Here is a 16,783-nt window from a genome sequence, read left to right as displayed (position 1 = left end):
CGGTCCCGTGAAGGTTGTCGTAGTAGTAGGCGGGGTCGGCGGGGCTCGATTCCTGCTAGGCCTCAAGGCCGCCGTTCCCGATGCCGAGGTCACCGCGCTGGTCAACACCGGCGACGACGTGTGGATGCACGGCCTGCGGATCTGTCCCGACCTGGACACCTGCATGTACACGCTCGGCGGTGGCATCGACACCGCGCGCGGCTGGGGACACGCGGGCGAAACCTGGACGGTCAAAGAGGAACTGGCCGCGTACGGCGCCGAGCCGAGCTGGTTCGGCCTGGGCGACAAGGACATCGCGACGCACCTGATCCGCTCGCGGATGCTGCGTGCCGGTTATCCGCTGTCCGCGGTGACCGAGGCGCTCTGCGACCGCTGGCAGCCCGGCGTGCGGCTGCTGCCGATGTCCGACGACCGCGTCGAGACCCATGTCGTCATCGACGACCCCGAGAACCCGGAGCAGCAGAAGGCGATCCACTTCCAGGAGTGGTGGGTGCGCTACCGCGCCGAGCCGGTGGCGCACTCGATCGTGCCGGTCGGCGCGGACGAGGCGAAGCCGGGACCAGGCGTGCTCGAGGCGATCGCCGAAGCCGACGCGGTGCTGTTCGCGCCGTCGAATCCGGTGGTCTCCGTCGGCACCGTGCTCGCCGTGCCGGGCGTGCGCGACGCGCTGCGCGAGACCAAGGCGGGCGTCGTCGGCATCTCGCCCATCATCGGCGGGAAACCGTTGCGCGGCATGGCCGACGCCTGCTTGACGGCGATCGGCGTCGAGACCTCCGCCAAGGCGGTCGGCCGTCACTACGGCTCGCGCAAGGCCGAGGGCGTGCTCGACGGCTGGCTGGTCGCCGAGGGCGAGACCGTCGACGTGCCTGGTGTCGAGGTGCGCGCGGTGCCACTGCTGATGTCCGATGTGGACGCGACGGCCGCCATGGCGCGGACCGCGCTCGCACTCGCGGGAGCCGACCTTGCCTGATCACGCCGCGGCCAAGCTGGAGATCCTGCCGGTCGGCGGGCTGCCGGAGTTCCGCCCCGGCGACGACCTGACCGGCGCGATCGCGAACGCCGCGCGCTGGCTGCGCTCCGGCGACGTCGTGGTCGTCACCTCGAAGGTGGTGTCCAAAATAGAGGGACGGCTGATCACCGTCCCGGCCGATCCGGAGGCCAAGGAAGCCGCGCGGCGCAAGCTCGTCGACGAGGAGGCCGTCCGGGTCGTCGCGCAGTTCCGGCAGACGAAGATCACCGAGAACCGGCTCGGCATCGTGCAGGCGGCGTCCGGCGTCGACAACTCGAACGTGGCGGCGGGCGAGGTGGCGCTGCTGCCGTCGGACCCCGACGCGTCCGCGCTGGCGCTGCGCAACGGGCTGCGCGAGCGGCTCGGCGTCGAGGTCGCGGTGGTCATCACCGACACCATGGGCCGGGCCTGGCGGATCGGGCAGATCGACGCGGCCATCGGCGCGTCCGGCGTCCGCGTGCTGCACGCCTACGCCGGCGAGATCGACGGCCAGGGCAACGAGCTGGCGGTGACCGAGGTCGCCGTCGCCGACGAGCTGGCCGCGGCCGCGGATCTGGTCAAGGGCAAGCTCGGCGGCACCCCGGTCGCCGTGATCCGCGGGCTGCAGCTGGTCGACGACGGTTCGAACGCGCGCAAGCTGATCAGGCCGGTCGACGAGGACCTGTTCCGCCTCGGCACGAACGAGGCCATCGCGCAGGGCCTCCGCGAGGCCGTGCCGCTGCGGCGCTCGGTGCGGCAGTTCACCGACGAGCCCGTCGACCCCGAGGTGCTGCGCCGCGCCGTCGCCGCCGGGTTGACCGCGCCCGCGCCGCATCACACGCGGCCGGTGCGGTTCGTGTGGCTGCGCAGCGACGACGTCCGCACGAAGCTGCTGACCGCGATGCGCGAGTCGTGGCGGGCGGACCTGGTCGCCGACGGGTTCACCGAGGAGCAGGTCGCGAAGCGGCTCAGCCGCGGCGACATCCTGTTCAACGCGCCGGAAGTGGTGGTCCCGTTCCTGGTGCCGGACGGCGCGCACGCGTATCCGGACGAGCGCAGGCTGGCCTGCGAGCGGACCATGTTCACCGTGGCGGGCGGCGCGGCCGTGCAGGGCCTGCTGGTCGCGCTGGCCGCCGAGGGGCTGGGCTCCTGCTGGATCGGGTCGACCATCTTCGCCGCGGACCTCGTGCGCGAAACGCTGGGACTGGGCGAAGACTGGGCCCCGCTCGGCGCGGTCGCGATCGGTCACCCGGCCGTGCTCCCCGGCCCCAGGCCGGTGCGCCCGGCGGGCGAAGGGCTGCTGGAACTGTGACGCTGCACCAGGACGCGGTCTCCACTTTGGACAAATGGCGGCCGTCGCTGCCCGGCCAGGAGTCGCTGCGCCAGGCCTTCCTCGGTTTCCTCGCCGCCCGCGAGGACGCGTGCGCGCGCTCGTGCGAAGCCGGTCACCTGACCGCGTCAGCGGTCGTGCTCGACGCGTCCGGGTCGAACGTGCTGCTCACCCTGCACCCGAGAGTCGGCCGCTGGCTGCAGCTCGGCGGCCACTGCGAGCCGGAGGACGTCTCACTGGCCGCCGCGGCGCTGCGCGAGGCCCGTGAGGAGTCCGGAATGGACGGCCTGGTGCTCGACCCGGTGCCGGTCCATCTCGACGTTCATCCGATCACCTGCTCACTCGGCGTGCCGACGCGACATTTCGACGTACGCTTCGCGATCCGTGCCCCGGAAGGCGCAAAACCGGTCCTCAGTGACGAATCGGATGATTTGCAATGGTGGCCCGTCACCGGTTTGCCTGACGGATCGGAGGATTTGACCGAACTGGTCCATTCGGCGGTCATGGCCGGTTAGGGTGACGGCATCAGACAGAGGGGTACTTCGATGTCGTCGTTCATGGGGCCGTCTCCCGCGCGCGTGCGGGTCCACACCAGTGGCAGCGGTGACGGATCAGGCTGGGTGGTCCTGATCATTCTGGGACTGATCGTCCTGGGCGTCATCATCTACTTCGTGGTCAAGGTCAACCAGGAGAAGAAGAAGCAGGGCTTCCCCCAGCAGAGCTTCCCTCCGGCCAACCCGAACTTCCCGCAGCCACCCCCGCAGGCCGGTTTCCCGCCGCCGCAGCAGCAGGGTTTCGACCAGGGCTTCCCGCCGCCGCAGCAAGGCTTTCCGCCGCCGCAGCAACCGGGATTCCCGCCCGCCCAGCCGGGCTTCCCGCCGCCCGCGCAGCCCGCTTGGGGACAGCCGCAGCCGCCGTCCGGCGGGTTCCCGCAGCCCGCGTTCCCGCAGGGCCAGCAGCCGTACCCGCCGCAGCCGGGCACGCAGCCCTACCCCAACCCCGGTCAGCAGGGCCCGCCGCCGCAAGGCTGGTAACCCCTTGACTTTGTATCAGACCTTGTGTCACATTGATGACACAAGGTCTGATACATCCGAGGGGGAGAAATGACCGTCGCCGACTTCACCGGACCACCATCGGCACAACCTGGCACACCGGCCAGGCTGATCGAACCCACCTGGCTCGAAGTCGGCCGGGCGGCGACCTGGCTGACCGCACGCGGCGCACCCGTCTCCATCCCCAACTGGCTGCTGACCGCCCGGCTGTCCCCCAGGCTGGTCAGATCCGTCGACCAGAAAGCTTCACAGCAGGTTCTCAATTTGCTGTGTTCGGTCGCGCTCATGGCCGGAATGGTGCTCCTCAGCACGCTGAACACGGAGTGGGCGACCAGGGTCCAGGGTGCCGGAGCAGCGCTGGGCGGAGCTCTCGCAGTGCTGCTCCCCTGGGCTCGCTGGTATGCCTTTTCCCGTATGGAACAGGAGCTCGCCAAGGTCCTTCCACGGCGGGCGGCCAGCACATCGGCACGCTCCATACCGCAAATCCTCGGCGGCTGGTTCTTGGTGACACTGACCGTCACCTTCCCCGGCGGGCTAGCGCTGGGCATCGTGCTGACGATGCGGTCGTCTGATGGAGACCAGCTGCGAACCTCGTTGCTGTTCACCGGTGCCGTGGTTCTGTGCGCCCTGATCTACGGCTCGATCCTCATCCGCACGCTGCGCAGGCCCGCACTCGCCGAAGATGCCGCGTCCCTGGCCGTGGACGACCTACTTCGGACCGAGGACATCCACCGCTACGTCTCTCCATGGGTGGCGGCGCTCGGCGGGCTTCTCGTCTTCAACTCCCAAATCGCCACACCACTACGGCTCGCCGCGGGTGCATACGTGGCACTGAGCCTGGTGCCCTACGCGGCCGCGCTGATCCAAGACCGCTACTTCCGTAAACTGCCCTCACCCGACCAACTCGCAGCCGTCACTTCTTCATCATCCACAAAGGACCGAAAGGCGGCTTCATGATCGTCAGCGTGGACAACACCTCACCGGTCCCGCCGTACGAGCAAGTCCGGTCTTCGCTCGCGCAGCAGATCAACGACCGCACGCTGCCGGTCGGCACGAAACTGCCGACCGTGCGCAAGCTCGCCGCCGATCTCGGCATCGCGCCGAACACGATCGCCCGCGCCTACCGCGAGCTCGAAGAGGCCGGGCTCATCGAAACCCGCGGACGGGCGGGCAGTTTCGTCGGGGCTTCCGGCGACCAGGGCAGGCAACGTGCGCAGCAGGCCGCGGCGGACTACGCGAGCATCACCCGCAAGCTCGGGCTCAGCCAGGGCGAGGCGCTCGCGATCGTCAGCGCCGCGCTGGAAGGCAACGTGACGCCGATCAAGGCGCTCGGACTCCGTGAGCGTCCCGCGCACTGACGGCTCTTCGCCTACGATGATCCTGAACCGGGTGGCAGGAGAGGCATGATCGGGCTGCTTGAACTTGTGATCCTGCTGGCGGTGCTCGCGGGCGGCGCCGTCGCGCTCGTACTGGTGCTGAAGAACAACAACAAGCCGAAGTATCCGCCGCAGCAGTACCCCGGCCAGTATCCGCAGCAGGGCTACCCACCCCAGGGCTACCCGCAGCAGCCGGGATATCCGCAACAGCCCGGGTACCCGCAGCAGCAGTACCCGCAGCAGCCTGGGTACCCACCGCAGCAGCCGCCCGGTCCCCAGTACCCGCAGCAGCCGCCCCCGCCGCCCCAAGGCTGGTAGCCGATCAGAGTCGTGCGCGTTGCGGGCGGTTCTAACCGCCCGCAACGCGCACGAGCACTTCGCCTCCCTCGCCCACTCGCGCAAACCACGCCGCCCGACCCAGCGAACTTGGCCGAAGAAGCCCACGCCGACCGGGCCAGAACACGCCACCTTTGGCTTTCCCCTCAATAGAACCCAATGCCGGGCAGTTAAGGCTTGGCTTGCGTTGTCAGTCGACGCGTGAGCACGCGAAACCCGGCCACAGCCAGCGGCCCGATCACAAGCCAGCCAACGTCCACACACGTAGTGAGCGGGGCGTATGCGTCGCTCAACGTTGCGAACGCCCCGTTCACAACGTTCAACCTGTGCGACGCTCGCGAACCCTATGTGTCACATCGCGCGGTAGTCGCGCAGTTCGATTCGCGGACCACGGCGCGGCGCGGAGACGCCGGCGGCCATGAGGTAGCGGATGGCGCGCTGGCGTTGCGGCGCGTACGGGGCGAGCACGGCGTGCATGCCGCGGTCATCCAACTCGGTGCCGAGCAGGGCGTGCCCGACCAGGCTCGGGATGTTGTAGTCGCCGAAGCTGACCGCGTCCGGGTCACCCCAGGCCCGCTGCGCGACCTCGGCCGCCGTCCAGACGCCGATGCCGGGCACCTTCCGCAGCAGGGTTCTTCCTTCCACGCCACGCAGTTCGGCGGCCCGCTCCAGTCCATTGGCGACCCGCGCGGCGCGGATCAGCGTGCCGCGCCGGGTGCTGTCGACGCCGGCCCGATGCCATTTCCAGTCCACAATGGAGAGAACGGCCTTCGGGCTGGGCGGTACCCGCAGTCCCGCCGGGCCGGGGCCGGGCGCGGGCTCGCCGAACCAGCGGCAGAGCTCCTTCCACGACCGGATGGCCTCCTTGCCCGCCACCTTCTGCTCCAGGATGGCGAGCACCAGGCTGTCCCAGACCCGCCCGGTCGAGCCGAGCCGCAGGCCGGGCATGCCGCGCCGCGCCTGCGCGATGACGTCGTGATGCGCGACGAAGTCACGCGGATCGTCGTCGGCGCCCAGCAACGCGGGCACCCCGTCGAGCAGGCGGTCCGCGCCGGGGCCCCAGGCCGCGGCCTCGATCTCGCCGTCGGGGCGGCGGCGCAGTGCGAGTGTGCTGCCGCCGTCGCGGGTGTTCGTCGCGTACCACCAGGTGCCCGCGGCGTCGCGAACCAGGTTCGGCGAGGCCGCGCCCCGGCGCAGCGGCGCCAGGACCCTCGCCAGGTCCAGTTCGAACGACGGCCGCCAGCGCATGGCTACGCGTCGCTCCAAAAGCGGACGGATCCGTCCGGCAGCTCGAATCCCGGCCAGACGCGGGCGCCGTCGAGCAGCTCACAGCCTGCGCCGACCGAGGCGCCGTCACCCAGCACCACGCCACGCAGCACCGCGCCGGCGCCGACCTTGGCCCCGGCGCCCAGCACCGACCGCTCGACGACGGCGCCGTCCGCGATCGACGCGCCGTCGAAGACCACCGACCCGGAGACCCTTGCGCCGGCGCCGACGATGGCGCCAGCGCCGATCGTCGAGCCGCCGGTCAGCACGGCGTCGTCGGCCACCTTGGCGCCGTCGATCAGCAGCGCCTCACCGACCGGGCCGGGCAGCGCCGACGTCGGCGCGAGGCCGCGCACGAGGTCGGACGAGCCCAGCACGAACGCCTCGGGGGTGCCGACGTCCAGCCAGTACGACGAGTCGACGAACCCGTGCACGTGCGCGCCCGAAGCCAGCAACCGCGGGAAGGTCTCCCGTTCCACCGAAACCGGTCGCCCGACCGGAATGGACTCGATCACCGAGCGCCGGAACACGTAGCACCCGGCGTTGATCTGGTCGGTCGGCGGATTCGGCGTCTTCTCCAGGAACTCCAGCACCCGCCCGGTTTCGTCGGTGGGCACCGAACCGAACCGGCTGGGGTCTTCGACCCGCTGCAGGTGCAATGTCACGTCAGCGCCCGACTCACGGTGCGTGCCGACCAGCGCGCCGAGGTCGGCGCCGGACAGGATGTCGCCGTTGAAGATCACCGCGTCGTTGGCGCGCAGCCGGTCGTAGACATTGCGGATGGCGCCCGCGGTGTCCAGCGGCACGTCCTCGACCACGTACTCGATCTCGAGGCCCAGCGCCGAGCCGTCGCCGAAGTATTCCTGGAACACCTCGGCCCGGTACGACGTGCCGAGCACCACATGGGTGATGCCGGCGGCCTTGATCCGGGAAAGCAGGTGGGACAGGAACGGCGTGCCCGCCGTCGGCAGCATCGGCTTCGGCGCCGACAAGGTCAGCGGCCGCAGCCGGGTTCCCTTGCCACCGACCAGCACGACCGCATCGACACCCAGCTCGGACAACCGTTCCTCCTTTATCACGCCCCACTCGGCGACAAGCCGCGGGAAACACTGACGGCGGACGCTCCGAGGGCCTACCCTAGATTGCACACAGGCGGCCCTCTTCCCAGAGGGCCTCGGGTCGAGTCGGGAGGCCAAGGGGATGGACCCCCGCGATCGTGCGGACGCCCTGCTGGCGCGTGCGCGCGCTCGGGGAGCATTCGTCGTCACGCCGGACAACGCGACGTCGCCGATGGACTCCTCCAACACCCAGCAGATCCCGAGATCCGTGGTCGCCGAGATCGACCGCGCGGACGACCCGGACACCACCACGCAGCTGCCCGCGTCGATGATCGAGGACAACGATCACCACCTGGCCAGGCAGCAGCCCACCAAGCGCCTCGAGGTCGAGCGCCGCCCGCAGGCCACGGCCCCGCTGGCCAAGCCCACGCCCCGCACCAAGCCGATGACGGTCCCGCTCCCGGCCGCCCGCCGCCCGGAGCCCGCCCAGGAGCCGCAGGAGGAGCAGGTCACCGGCCTGATCCCCACCACGACCCAGACGACCGGCGTCTCAGACCTCTCCCGCCGCCTCGACGGGATCTAACCCGGGATAAAGCGGGCTTTATCCCGCCGCAGCTCAAAGGGGGTCGTGAGTGGTATGGCCGGTTCTAACCGGCCGGAACACTCACGACTCTTTGCGGGTGGCGACCTTCAGGCGCAGCTTCAGGCCCGCCTTGATGACCGCGAGCACCGGCTTCCAGAGCAGGCCCTGGTGCCGGTCCGCGAGGTAGCGGTAGGCGCTGACATGGTGCGCGGCCAGCATCTTCGCGGAAGCCTGCTTGGTCGCGTGCCCGCCGATGTGCATCACGCTGGACGACGGCGCGTAGACGTTCAGCCAGCCCTTGCGCGCCAGCCGATCGCCCAGGTCGACGTCTTCGAAGTACATGAAGTAGCGGGTGTCGAACCCGTTCACCGACTCGAACGCCTCACGCCGGAACAGCTGGCACGACCCGGAAAGCCAGCCCGCGGTCCGCTCGGTCGGCGTGGCGTTCTCCTGCCGGTACTCCCGCGTCCACGGGTTCCCCGGCCAGACCTTGCCGAACACGGCATGCCCGATCCCCCGGCCGAGTGACGGCAGCAGCCGCGCCGACGGGTAGACGGTGCCATCCTGATCGTGGATCAGCGGCCCGAACGCCCCGCCCCTCGGCCACCGCTGCGCGACCTCGACCAGCGCGTCGAGCGACCCCGGCTCCCACTCCAGATCCGGGTTCACCACGGCCACCCAGCCGTAACTGTCGTCGAGCGCGGCGATCCCGCGGTTCGCGGCCGTGCCGTACCCGAGGTTCTCGCCAAGGCTGAGCAACGTGACGTTCTCCCGCTGCGCGGCCTTCTCGGGCGCGCCATCGGTCGACGCGTTGTCCGCGACGACGACCCGCACCTCGCGGTCGGTCGCCTTTTCGAGCGTGTCCAGGAACCGCTCGAGCGTCTCGCCGGGGAAGTACGTAACGGTCACGACGGCGAGCCGGTCACCATAGCGGGAATCCTCAGTCACCCGGCCATTGTCCACCGGTCACGCTCCGGCACGGGACTCACCCCATCGAGCTGAGCACGAATGCCACGGTCACATGACTACTCTGAGTCAACACCCGAACGCGGATTGTCGGACCTCTCCGCGAAAATGATCAGGTGCCAGTCCATGGATTCATCGACGAGTCGGTCCGCGACGACCACTATCTGATCTGCGTGACAGTGGTCGAACCGGCCAAACTTGTGCCCACGCGCAAGGAACTCCAGCATCTTCTCCTCCCTGGCGAGCGCGAACTGCACTTCAGGAAGGAAAAACCACCGAGAAGACGGCAGCTGGCGGACCGGATGAAAGCGATGCCGGTGTGCGCGCGGTTGTACTCGGCCACCTGCACCCGCAAAACCGAAGAATCTGCTCGCCAGGCATGCCTGTTCAGTGCGGTCACGGATCTTCTCGGCCTTCGAGCACATCGTCTCGTGCTCGATACCCGGGACGACCGAAACGCGCACGACAAGCAAACGTTGCGCAGAGCTCTGGGAAATCGGCCATCCGCAACGGAAATGACCTACGAGCATCTCGACTCGACCGCGGAACCACTGCTGTGGCTATCGGACGCGATCGCCTGGTGTCATGGGGCAGGCGGGGAATGGCGGCGCCGGATCGCACCCTTGGTCACCACGATCATCCGCCCCTGAACAGGCGAAAAGCCCGCAAGACGACCGTCCGGACGCGTCACGGGCTCTCATACTCGGCCCCACGGGGACCTCGCAGCACCGATCATACCAAATCCGCCCGCCAACCCACGAGCACTTTGCTTCCGAAAGTGGCGCTTGTGGCGTGGCAGCAGTGAAAGCGAAAAGCCCGCAAGACGACCGTCCGGTCGCGTCACGGGCTTACATACTCGGCCCCACAGGAGCCTCGCACCACCCAGTATACCAAATCCCCCCACCAAATCACCTCAACCCAATCGGCTGAGATGCCGCCCCCAAGCCTTCTCATAAGCCTCGCGATGCCGTTCCGCCGAAGTCGCCCACGAGAACTCCTTCGCGCGCAGCTGCGCCGCTTCCGCGAGCACCGCGCGCCGGGATGGGTCGTCGAGCAGCTCCGAGATCGCGGCCGCGACGTCGCCCGCGCCGACGCCGCAGTACGCCACCGCCTCGCCGCCGACCTCGGGCAGTGAGAGCCGGCGGGTGGTGAGCACGCAGGCTCCGCAGGCCATCGCCTCGAGCACCGGCAGCCCGAAGCCCTCGCCCAGGCTCGGGTATGCCACGAGCTCGGCCCCGCCGAGGAAACCGGCCAAGGTCCCGAACGGCAGGTAACCGGCGCGAATCACCCGGAACCGGTGCGGCACCGCGTCCAGTGCCTTCTCGACCTGGGAGTCCCAGCCCGGTTGCCCGGCGAGCACCAGTGCGGGCGGGGACGGGCGTGAGGCGACCGCGCGGGCGAAGCCCCGGATCAGCGCCGGGACGTTCTTGCGGGGCTCCAAAGCGCCCAGGAACGCCACGTAAGGCGTCGAGCCGAGGCCAATGGCGGCGCGGGCCGCCGCGACCTCCTCCGGGGAGGGTGGATGGAAGCGTTCGACGTCGACGCCGTGCTGGATGATCTCGAGCGCGGAGGCCTTGGCGCGGGCGACCTTCGCCAGCTCGTCGGCCGTCGCGACGCTGGGCACGATGCAGAGCGAGGCCCGGCGCAGGGCCGCCGCGGTCCACGCCCGGAAGAAGCGGGCCTTGACCGACGAGTGGAGCACCGCGTCGGTGAAGAAGGTGGCGTCGTGGAGGGTGACGACCGAGGCGACCGGGTTGGCCACCGGGAGCGTGTAGTGCGGCGAATGAACGACGTCGACGCCGAGCCTGCGGATCAGGCGGGGCAGGGTCGTCTGCTCCCAGGTGAGCCTGGCGGTGCGGGTCGAGGTGGCCTGCGAAGCGGGCACGATACGCGTGTTGGGCGCGATCTGGTCGTATAAGTCCAGGTCACGGGGCTGGCACACCACGGTGAGGCGGGCGCCGTCCGCGTCGAGTGCCGCCACGAGCGAATCCACGTAACGACCGACGCCACCCCGGTCCGCGGGGACTGCGGTCGCATCGATCAGGACGCGGGGTTCGTGCGGCACACCAGCAGAGTACGACCGATCACCGACAGCCAACTCAAGAACCATGAATCTGGTGGATGTCCCATACCGCGAGCGCGGCACGCTTCCAGGAGAACTCGCCCGCCCGCTTCAGCCCGCGCACGCACATCTCCCTGGCCAGCCACGGCGTCTCCAGCACCTCTGCCAGCGCGAACGCCAGCGCGGCGGCGTCTCCCCTCGGCGAGACGCGGCCGGCTCCGCCCGCGACCTCGACCAACGCGGGTGCGTCGGAATGGACCACCGGGACGCCCGCGGCCATCGCCTCCAGCACCGGGAGCCCGAAACCCTCGGCGAGGCTCGGCGCGGCCAGCGCGCTCGCCCGCCACAGCACTTCGCCCAGCTCGGCGTCGGAAAGCTTGCCGAGCACGCGGAGCTTGACGCCGTGCTCCGCGGCCAGCCGCTCGGGGTCGACACCGCCCCAGCCCTGCTGCCCGGCCAGCAGCAGCGGCGGCGCGTCGAACCGGCTCATCGCCTCGATCAGCACGTCGATGCCTTTGCGCGGCTCGATGGTGCCGATGGCCAGCACGTAGCGTTTGGGCAGGTCCATCCCGGTCGCCAGCGGCCACTCGGTCACGCCGTGCCCGGCGACCCGGACGGGAGCGTCGAGTGAGACGCGGGCCGCCAGGTCGCGGGCGACCGCCTGGGTGGGGACGACCAGCGCGGACGCCCGGCGCGCGGCCCGCGCGATCATCGCCTGGTGCCAGGCCACCCCGCGTGGGGTGAGCGTCTCGGGGTGGGTCCACGGCACCGTGTCGTGGACGGTCACCGAAAGCGTCCGGCCGCGCTTGGGCCGTGCGGGCGCGAGCGGCGTCGGAGCGTGCACGGCGTCACCTCGCCACCAGGGCATTCCCAGCTGCCAGGCGCCGATCAGCGCGCGCGGCGGCAGCGGCAGCCGGTGCGGCCCGTCGACGCCGTCGACCCGCGCGGCGCTGACGTCCGGGTGCCGCGCGACCACGCTCGACACCGACCAGCCGGGCGGCGCGGTCTCGGCCAGCGCGCGCAGCAGCTCACGCGTGTAGCGCCCGGTGCCACCTGGCACGGGCGCGAGCAGCTGCTCCGCGATGACGACGAGTTCGGGCACGCCCGTATTGTGCTCGGCGTGGGAAGTCCCGAGGTCAGCACTGTCGTGATCGTCACCTGGCGCGGTCTCGGCCACCTCGCGGCCTGCCTCGACGCGGTCGCCACCCAGGATCGTCCACACAGGACACTGGTGATCGACAACGGCTCGTCCGACGGCACCGCGCGACTACTCGCCGAGCACCCGTCGAAGCCACGGACACTACGGCTGAGCAGCAACAAGGGCTACGCGGGCGCACTGGCGGCCGCACTGTCTATTGTGGACACCCCGTTCATCGCCTGGCTGAACGACGACGCCGAACCGGTGCCGGGCTGGCTCGCCGCACTGGAGGACGAACTCGCGAAGGCACCGGAGGCGGCCGCCGCGGGCTCACGGCTGGAGCACGCCGACGGCTCGCCGCAGTCGCTCGGCGTCCGGCTCACCGCCGACGGCCACGGCGCGGACCTCACCGAACCGGCGCCGGACGTCTTCGGCTTCTGCGGCGGCGCCGTCCTGCTCCGGACGGACGTGCTGCGCGAGATCGGCGGCGTCCCCGCCGAGTTCTTCTGCTACTACGAAGACACCGACACGGCGTGGCGGCTGCGCCTCGCGGGTTGGGACATCCGGCAGGTCGCCGAGGCCAGGGTCAAGCACCTGCACGGCGCGAGCACCGCGCCCGGTTCGCCCCGTTTCCACCTCTGGAACGAGCGAAACCGCCTGCTCTTGCTGCTGCGCTGCGCCCCGGCGGCCGTCGCGGTCAAGCAGCTCGTGAAGTTCACCGCGCTGACCGCCGTGCTCCCGTTCCGAGGGGAACCCGAGGCGCCGAACTTCCGTCTCACGCTCCGCCTGAGGGTCCTCGCGGCGATCTTGACCAGGCTGCCGGCGACGCTGCGGGCCCGGCGCGAGATTGCGGCGGGTGCAACACTCGACCGAGGCGAGGTTTGGGACGCCTGGGCAGGCGGTTAACCTTCCTAACACCGGCAGAAGGAGCACGCTTTGGCGCAGGGGGAGACACAGCCACTGGTCTCGGTGATCGTGGTGAACTACCGCGGCGCCGAGGACACCTTGACCTGCCTGCGCGCGCTCAGCACCGAACCGGACTATCCGCGCCTAGAGCTCATCTGCGTCGACAACACCCCCGGCAGCGACGAAGCCGGCCGCATCCGCGCGGCGTTCCCGCAGGTCAAGGTGATCGACTCGGCGGAGAACCTCGGGTTCGCCGGTGGCTGCAACCTCGGCGCGAAGCACGCCGAAGGCAGCGTCCTCGCCTTCCTCAACAACGACGCCAAGCCCGCGCCCGGCTGGGTCAGCGCGGCCGTCGCCGAGCTGCGGGCGCAGCCGACGGTCGGCGCGGTCGCGAGCAAGGTGCTCGACTGGGACGGCACCGGCACCGACTTCGTCGACGGCGGCCTGACCTGGTTCGGCATGGGCTACAAGCGCCACGCGGGCAGCCCGCTGGCGGACGTGCCCGCCGCCGAGCACGAGGTGGCCAAGGACGTCCTGTTCGCCACCGGCTCGGCCATGTTCGTCCGCGCCGGCGTGTTCGCCGAACTGGGCGGGTTCGACGAGCGGTTCTTCATGTTCTACGAGGACGTCGACTTCGGCTGGCGGCTGAACCTGCGTGGCTGGCGTGTCCGGTACGTGCCGGAGTCGCTGACCTATCACCGGCATCACGCCACGATGTCCACTGTGGATGCGCCGGACTCCGGCCGTGAGACCTTCCTGCTGGAGCGCAACGCTTTGGCGGCGCTGTACAAGAACCTCTCCGACGAGACGCTGGCCAAGGTGCTGCCCGCCGCGCTCGCACTCGCCGTCCGGCGGGCGACCGCGCGCGGCGACCTGGACGCCACCCAGCTGGACCTCCAAAAAGGACAGCCGCTCGAAACGGACCCGGTGGCGATCCCGCGCACCACGCTCGCTGGCATGCTGGCGATCGACCAGTTCGTCGAGCTGCTGCCGTCGCTGGCCGAGTCACGCGCGGTCGAGCAGGCCGCCCGCGTCCGCACCGACGCCGACCTGATCCCGTTGCTGCGCAAGGCTTTGGAGCCCGCCTATCCGTTGCCGCGCTATCTGGCGGCGCACGAGATCCTGGTCGAGGCGTTCGGCATCGAAGGCGTTTTCGGCGAGCGCCGCAAGGTACTCGTGATCACCGGCGACGCGCTGACCGAGCGGATGGCGGGCCCGGCGATCCGCGCCTGGAACGTCGCGGCCGCACTCGGCGCCGAGCACGACGTCCACCTGGTCACCACGAACCCCCTGGTGTCGCCGCCGCCCGCGCCGTTCCGGGTGAGCGCGGCCAAGCGCACCGAGCTGACCGCGCCCATCGAGTGGGCCGACATCGTGATCCTGCAGGGTCACGTGCTCGAACTCGCGCCGACGCTGAAGAAGCAGCACTCGGCCAAGATCGTGGTCGCCGACCTGTACGACCCGATGCACCTGGAGCTGCTGGAACAGGGCAAGGGCGTCGCCGACGACAAGCGCGCGCTCGACCTGATCGGCGTCACCAAGGTGCTGGACGCGCAACTCGAGCGCGGCGACTTCTTCCTCTGCGCGTCCGAGCGGCAGCGGCACTTCTGGCTCGGGCACCTCGCCGCGCTCGGCAGGCTCTCGCCGCGCCTCTACGACGCGGACCCGACCACGCAGTCGCTGCTCGCGGTCGTCCCCTTCGGACTCTCGCCCGAAGCGCCCGTCCGCACCGGGCCGGGCCTGCGCGCGACGGTCGACGGCATCTCCGAGACCGACCACGTCGTGCTGTGGGCCGGCGGGGTCTACAGCTGGTTCGACCCGTTGACGCTGGTCCGCGCGATGGAGAAGCTGCGGCAGCGCCGCGGCGACGTCCGGCTGGTGTTCCTCGGCATGAAGCACCCGAACCCCGAAGTGGCCGAAATGGACATCGGCGCGCGCACCATCGCGCTGTCGGATTCGCTGGGCCTGACCGGGAAGCACGTCTTCTTCAACGAGCACTGGGTGCCGTTCGAGGACCGCCAGAACTGGCTGCTCGACGCCGACTGCGGCGTCACCACACACTTCGAGCACGTCGAGACCACGTTCGCCTTCCGCACCAGGGTGCTCGACTACCTGTGGGCCGGGCTGCCGATCGTCACCACCGACGGCGACGCGTTCGCGGACCTCGTCCGCGAGGAGCGGCTCGGAGTGGTCGTGCCAGCCGAGGACGTCGACGCGCTGGCGGACGCGCTGGAACTTTCCTTGTACGACACCGAGTTCGCCAAGGGCTGCGTCGAGCGGATCGGCGAGGTGGCTCAGCGGTACGCCTGGCCGACCGCGCTGAAGCCGCTCGTCGAGTTCTGCCGTGACCCGCGCCCCGCCGCCGACCGGCTGCCGGGTTCGGCCGATCTGGTCACCACGGAACCGTTACGCGGCAAGGAGTTCTTACGCCGCGACGTCGCGCTGATCAAGGAGTACCTGGCCGACGGCGGCCCGAAGGAGCTGGCCCGCCGGGTCGGCGGCCGGGTACTCAAGGTCGCGAAGCAGAGGATCCGCCGTGGCTGACCGGGCGTTGCGCGTGCTGCTGGACGGCACTCCCCTGCTCGGCGCCCGCACCGGCGTCGGGCGGTACACCGCCTCGCTCGCCGAGGAACTCGCCTCCTCGTCCGATGTGGACATTCGCGCGGTCGCGTTCACCCTGCGCGGCTGGCGAAAGCTGCGCCACGCGCTGCCACACGGCACTCAGGCACGCGGCATCCCCGTCGCCGCGCGGTTGCTCCGCAAGGCCTGGGTGCGGTCCCAGTTCCCGCCGGTCGAGCTGTTCGCCGGAGTGACGGATGTCGTGCACGGCACCAATTTCGTACTACCGGGCCGCCTGCGCGCGGCAGGCGTGCTGACCATCCACGACCTCGCTTTCCTCGACGTGCCAGGCGAACTCTCGCCCAGTGACCACGAGCTGCCCGAACTCGTCCGCCGCGGCGCGAAGAGCGCGGACATCATCTGCACGCCGACCGCGGCCGTGGCCGACATCGTCGCGGAACGCCTCGACGTCGACCGCGGCAAGATCGAGGTCACCCCGCTCGGTGTCGACCCGGCCTGGTTCACCGCGCGCCCGCCGAGCGACGAGCGCCGCGAACGCCTGAAGCTGCCCAAGGAGTACCTGCTCTTCGTCGGCGCTTCCGGGCCGCGCAAGGGCTTGGACTGGCTGCATCGCGCCCACGACGCCGACCCGGAACTGCCCCATCTCGTCTTCGTCGGCCCCGGCCCGTTCCCGCTGACCGACCGGTCGACCCATCTCGGCTATCTGTCCGAAGTGGACTTGCGCTCGGTGGTCGCCGGCGCGTCCGCGCTCGTGCTGCCGTCCAGGGACGAGGGCTTCGGCCTGCCGATCCTCGAGGCGATGGCCTGTGACGTGCCGGTGGTCTGCACGGACATCCCGGTGCTGCGCGAGGTCTCCGGCGACTGCGCGGGCCTGGTGCCCTACGACGACGTCGACGCGCTCGCCGAGGCGCTGCGCACGGCCGTGTCCGACCCGCACGTGGTGACGACCTCGGCGGCGAGGCGCACGCACGCGGCCGGCTTCACCTGGCGGCACACGGCCGAGCGGACGATCAAGGCGTATCAGCGGGCCGCCAATCGATAATGGGCGCTCCCGCCGCAGCGGAAACGCCCATTACCTACCCCCAGGTAACCGCGGTGGCGGCTACCTGAAGCCTGTCTCGGCCACTGCCCCGGCGCCACCT

General features: G+C 70.3%; 17 protein-coding genes. 12 read left to right on the top strand and 5 right to left on the bottom strand.

The features are described from left to right. The first annotated feature begins 7 nt into the window (after positions 1-7). The 7 genes from cofD to BLV57_RS29305 all read left to right on the top strand — a co-directional run bounded on the left by cofD (position 8) and on the right by BLV57_RS29305 (position 5,064). The gene (cofD, locus tag BLV57_RS29335) at positions 8-970 is read left to right on the top strand and encodes a 2-phospho-L-lactate transferase (protein ID WP_091294125.1); all 963 of its coding nucleotides are present in this window, start codon (positions 8-10) and stop codon (positions 968-970) included. After that, positions 963-2,300: a coenzyme F420-0:L-glutamate ligase gene (locus BLV57_RS29330; RefSeq protein ID WP_245757564.1), complete on the top strand. Its 1,338-nt coding sequence runs from the start codon at positions 963-965 to the stop codon at positions 2,298-2,300. The genes cofD and BLV57_RS29330 overlap by 8 nt, the downstream gene beginning before the upstream one ends. After that, complete coding sequence (locus BLV57_RS29325) at positions 2,297-2,833, top strand: NUDIX hydrolase (RefSeq protein ID WP_091294122.1); 537 nt, start codon at positions 2,297-2,299, stop codon at positions 2,831-2,833. The genes BLV57_RS29330 and BLV57_RS29325 overlap by 4 nt, the downstream gene beginning before the upstream one ends. A 30-nt stretch (positions 2,834-2,863) precedes the next feature. Continuing rightward, positions 2,864-3,352: a hypothetical protein gene (locus BLV57_RS29320; RefSeq protein ID WP_143047174.1), complete on the top strand. Its 489-nt coding sequence runs from the start codon at positions 2,864-2,866 to the stop codon at positions 3,350-3,352. Between the two features lie 69 nt (positions 3,353-3,421). After that, positions 3,422-4,327 (top strand): hypothetical protein, encoded by a 906-nt coding sequence (locus tag BLV57_RS29315; RefSeq protein ID WP_091294119.1) that lies wholly within the window; start codon positions 3,422-3,424, stop codon positions 4,325-4,327. Further along, positions 4,324-4,728, top strand: a complete 405-nt coding sequence (locus BLV57_RS29310) for a GntR family transcriptional regulator (RefSeq protein WP_091294117.1) — start codon at positions 4,324-4,326, stop codon at positions 4,726-4,728. The genes BLV57_RS29315 and BLV57_RS29310 overlap by 4 nt, the downstream gene beginning before the upstream one ends. A 45-nt stretch (positions 4,729-4,773) precedes the next feature. Next, complete coding sequence (locus tag BLV57_RS29305; RefSeq protein WP_091294116.1) at positions 4,774-5,064, top strand: hypothetical protein; 291 nt, start codon at positions 4,774-4,776, stop codon at positions 5,062-5,064. A 369-nt stretch (positions 5,065-5,433) separates the two neighbouring features. Here the strand turns inward: BLV57_RS29305 and BLV57_RS29300 are convergent, their stop codons facing one another. Together BLV57_RS29300 and manB are read right to left on the bottom strand one after the other, a co-directional pair. Then, positions 5,434-6,330 (bottom strand): DNA-3-methyladenine glycosylase family protein, encoded by an 897-nt coding sequence (locus tag BLV57_RS29300; protein WP_091294114.1) that lies wholly within the window; start codon positions 6,328-6,330, stop codon positions 5,434-5,436. 2 nt (positions 6,331-6,332) lie between these two features. Beyond that, a complete protein-coding gene (gene manB, locus BLV57_RS29295) occupies positions 6,333-7,409 on the bottom strand; it encodes a mannose-1-phosphate guanylyltransferase (RefSeq protein ID WP_091294113.1) in 1,077 nt (358 codons plus the stop codon). A gap of 139 nt (positions 7,410-7,548) precedes the next feature. Between manB and BLV57_RS29290 the strand changes: the two genes are divergently transcribed. Further along, a complete protein-coding gene (locus BLV57_RS29290) occupies positions 7,549-7,989 on the top strand; it encodes a hypothetical protein (protein WP_091294111.1) in 441 nt (146 codons plus the stop codon). Positions 7,990-8,070: 81 nt separating this feature from the next. Here the strand turns inward: BLV57_RS29290 and BLV57_RS29285 are convergent, their stop codons facing one another. After that, positions 8,071-8,937: a glycosyltransferase family 2 protein gene (locus BLV57_RS29285; RefSeq protein ID WP_176968859.1), complete on the bottom strand. Its 867-nt coding sequence runs from the start codon at positions 8,935-8,937 to the stop codon at positions 8,071-8,073. A gap of 134 nt (positions 8,938-9,071) precedes the next feature. On the opposite strand from BLV57_RS29285, the gene BLV57_RS29280 reads away from it, so the two are divergent. Next, entirely contained in the window at positions 9,072-9,605 is a 534-nt protein-coding gene (locus BLV57_RS29280) for a hypothetical protein (protein ID WP_091294110.1), read from the top strand. A 263-nt stretch (positions 9,606-9,868) separates the two neighbouring features. Here the strand turns inward: BLV57_RS29280 and BLV57_RS29275 are convergent, their stop codons facing one another. Together BLV57_RS29275 and BLV57_RS29270 are read right to left on the bottom strand one after the other, a co-directional pair. After that, positions 9,869-11,020, bottom strand: a complete 1,152-nt coding sequence (locus BLV57_RS29275; RefSeq protein WP_245757563.1) for a glycosyltransferase family 4 protein — start codon at positions 11,018-11,020, stop codon at positions 9,869-9,871. 34 nt (positions 11,021-11,054) lie between these two features. Continuing rightward, a complete protein-coding gene (locus BLV57_RS29270; RefSeq protein ID WP_091294295.1) occupies positions 11,055-12,119 on the bottom strand; it encodes a glycosyltransferase family 4 protein in 1,065 nt (354 codons plus the stop codon). Between the two features lie 18 nt (positions 12,120-12,137). Here BLV57_RS29270 and BLV57_RS29265 point away from each other — a divergent pair, with 18 nt between their 5' ends. From BLV57_RS29265 to BLV57_RS29255, 3 genes are read left to right on the top strand one after another with little or no spacing between them, the layout of a single operon-like run. Continuing rightward, a complete protein-coding gene (locus BLV57_RS29265; protein WP_245757562.1) occupies positions 12,138-13,061 on the top strand; it encodes a glycosyltransferase family 2 protein in 924 nt (307 codons plus the stop codon). A gap of 30 nt (positions 13,062-13,091) precedes the next feature. After that, entirely contained in the window at positions 13,092-15,605 is a 2,514-nt protein-coding gene (locus tag BLV57_RS29260) for a glycosyltransferase (protein WP_091294107.1), read from the top strand. Next, positions 15,598-16,683: a glycosyltransferase family 4 protein gene (locus tag BLV57_RS29255; protein WP_091294106.1), complete on the top strand. Its 1,086-nt coding sequence runs from the start codon at positions 15,598-15,600 to the stop codon at positions 16,681-16,683. Before BLV57_RS29260 ends, BLV57_RS29255 begins: the two co-directional genes overlap by 8 nt. Positions 16,684-16,783: the final 100 nt, after the last annotated feature.

Source organism: Amycolatopsis xylanica, assembly GCF_900107045.1.
Taxonomy (GTDB): domain Bacteria; phylum Actinomycetota; class Actinomycetes; order Mycobacteriales; family Pseudonocardiaceae; genus Amycolatopsis; species Amycolatopsis xylanica.
The sequence above is the reverse complement of the archived record's forward strand: the minus strand, read 5'-3'. Positions and strand labels throughout refer to the sequence as shown.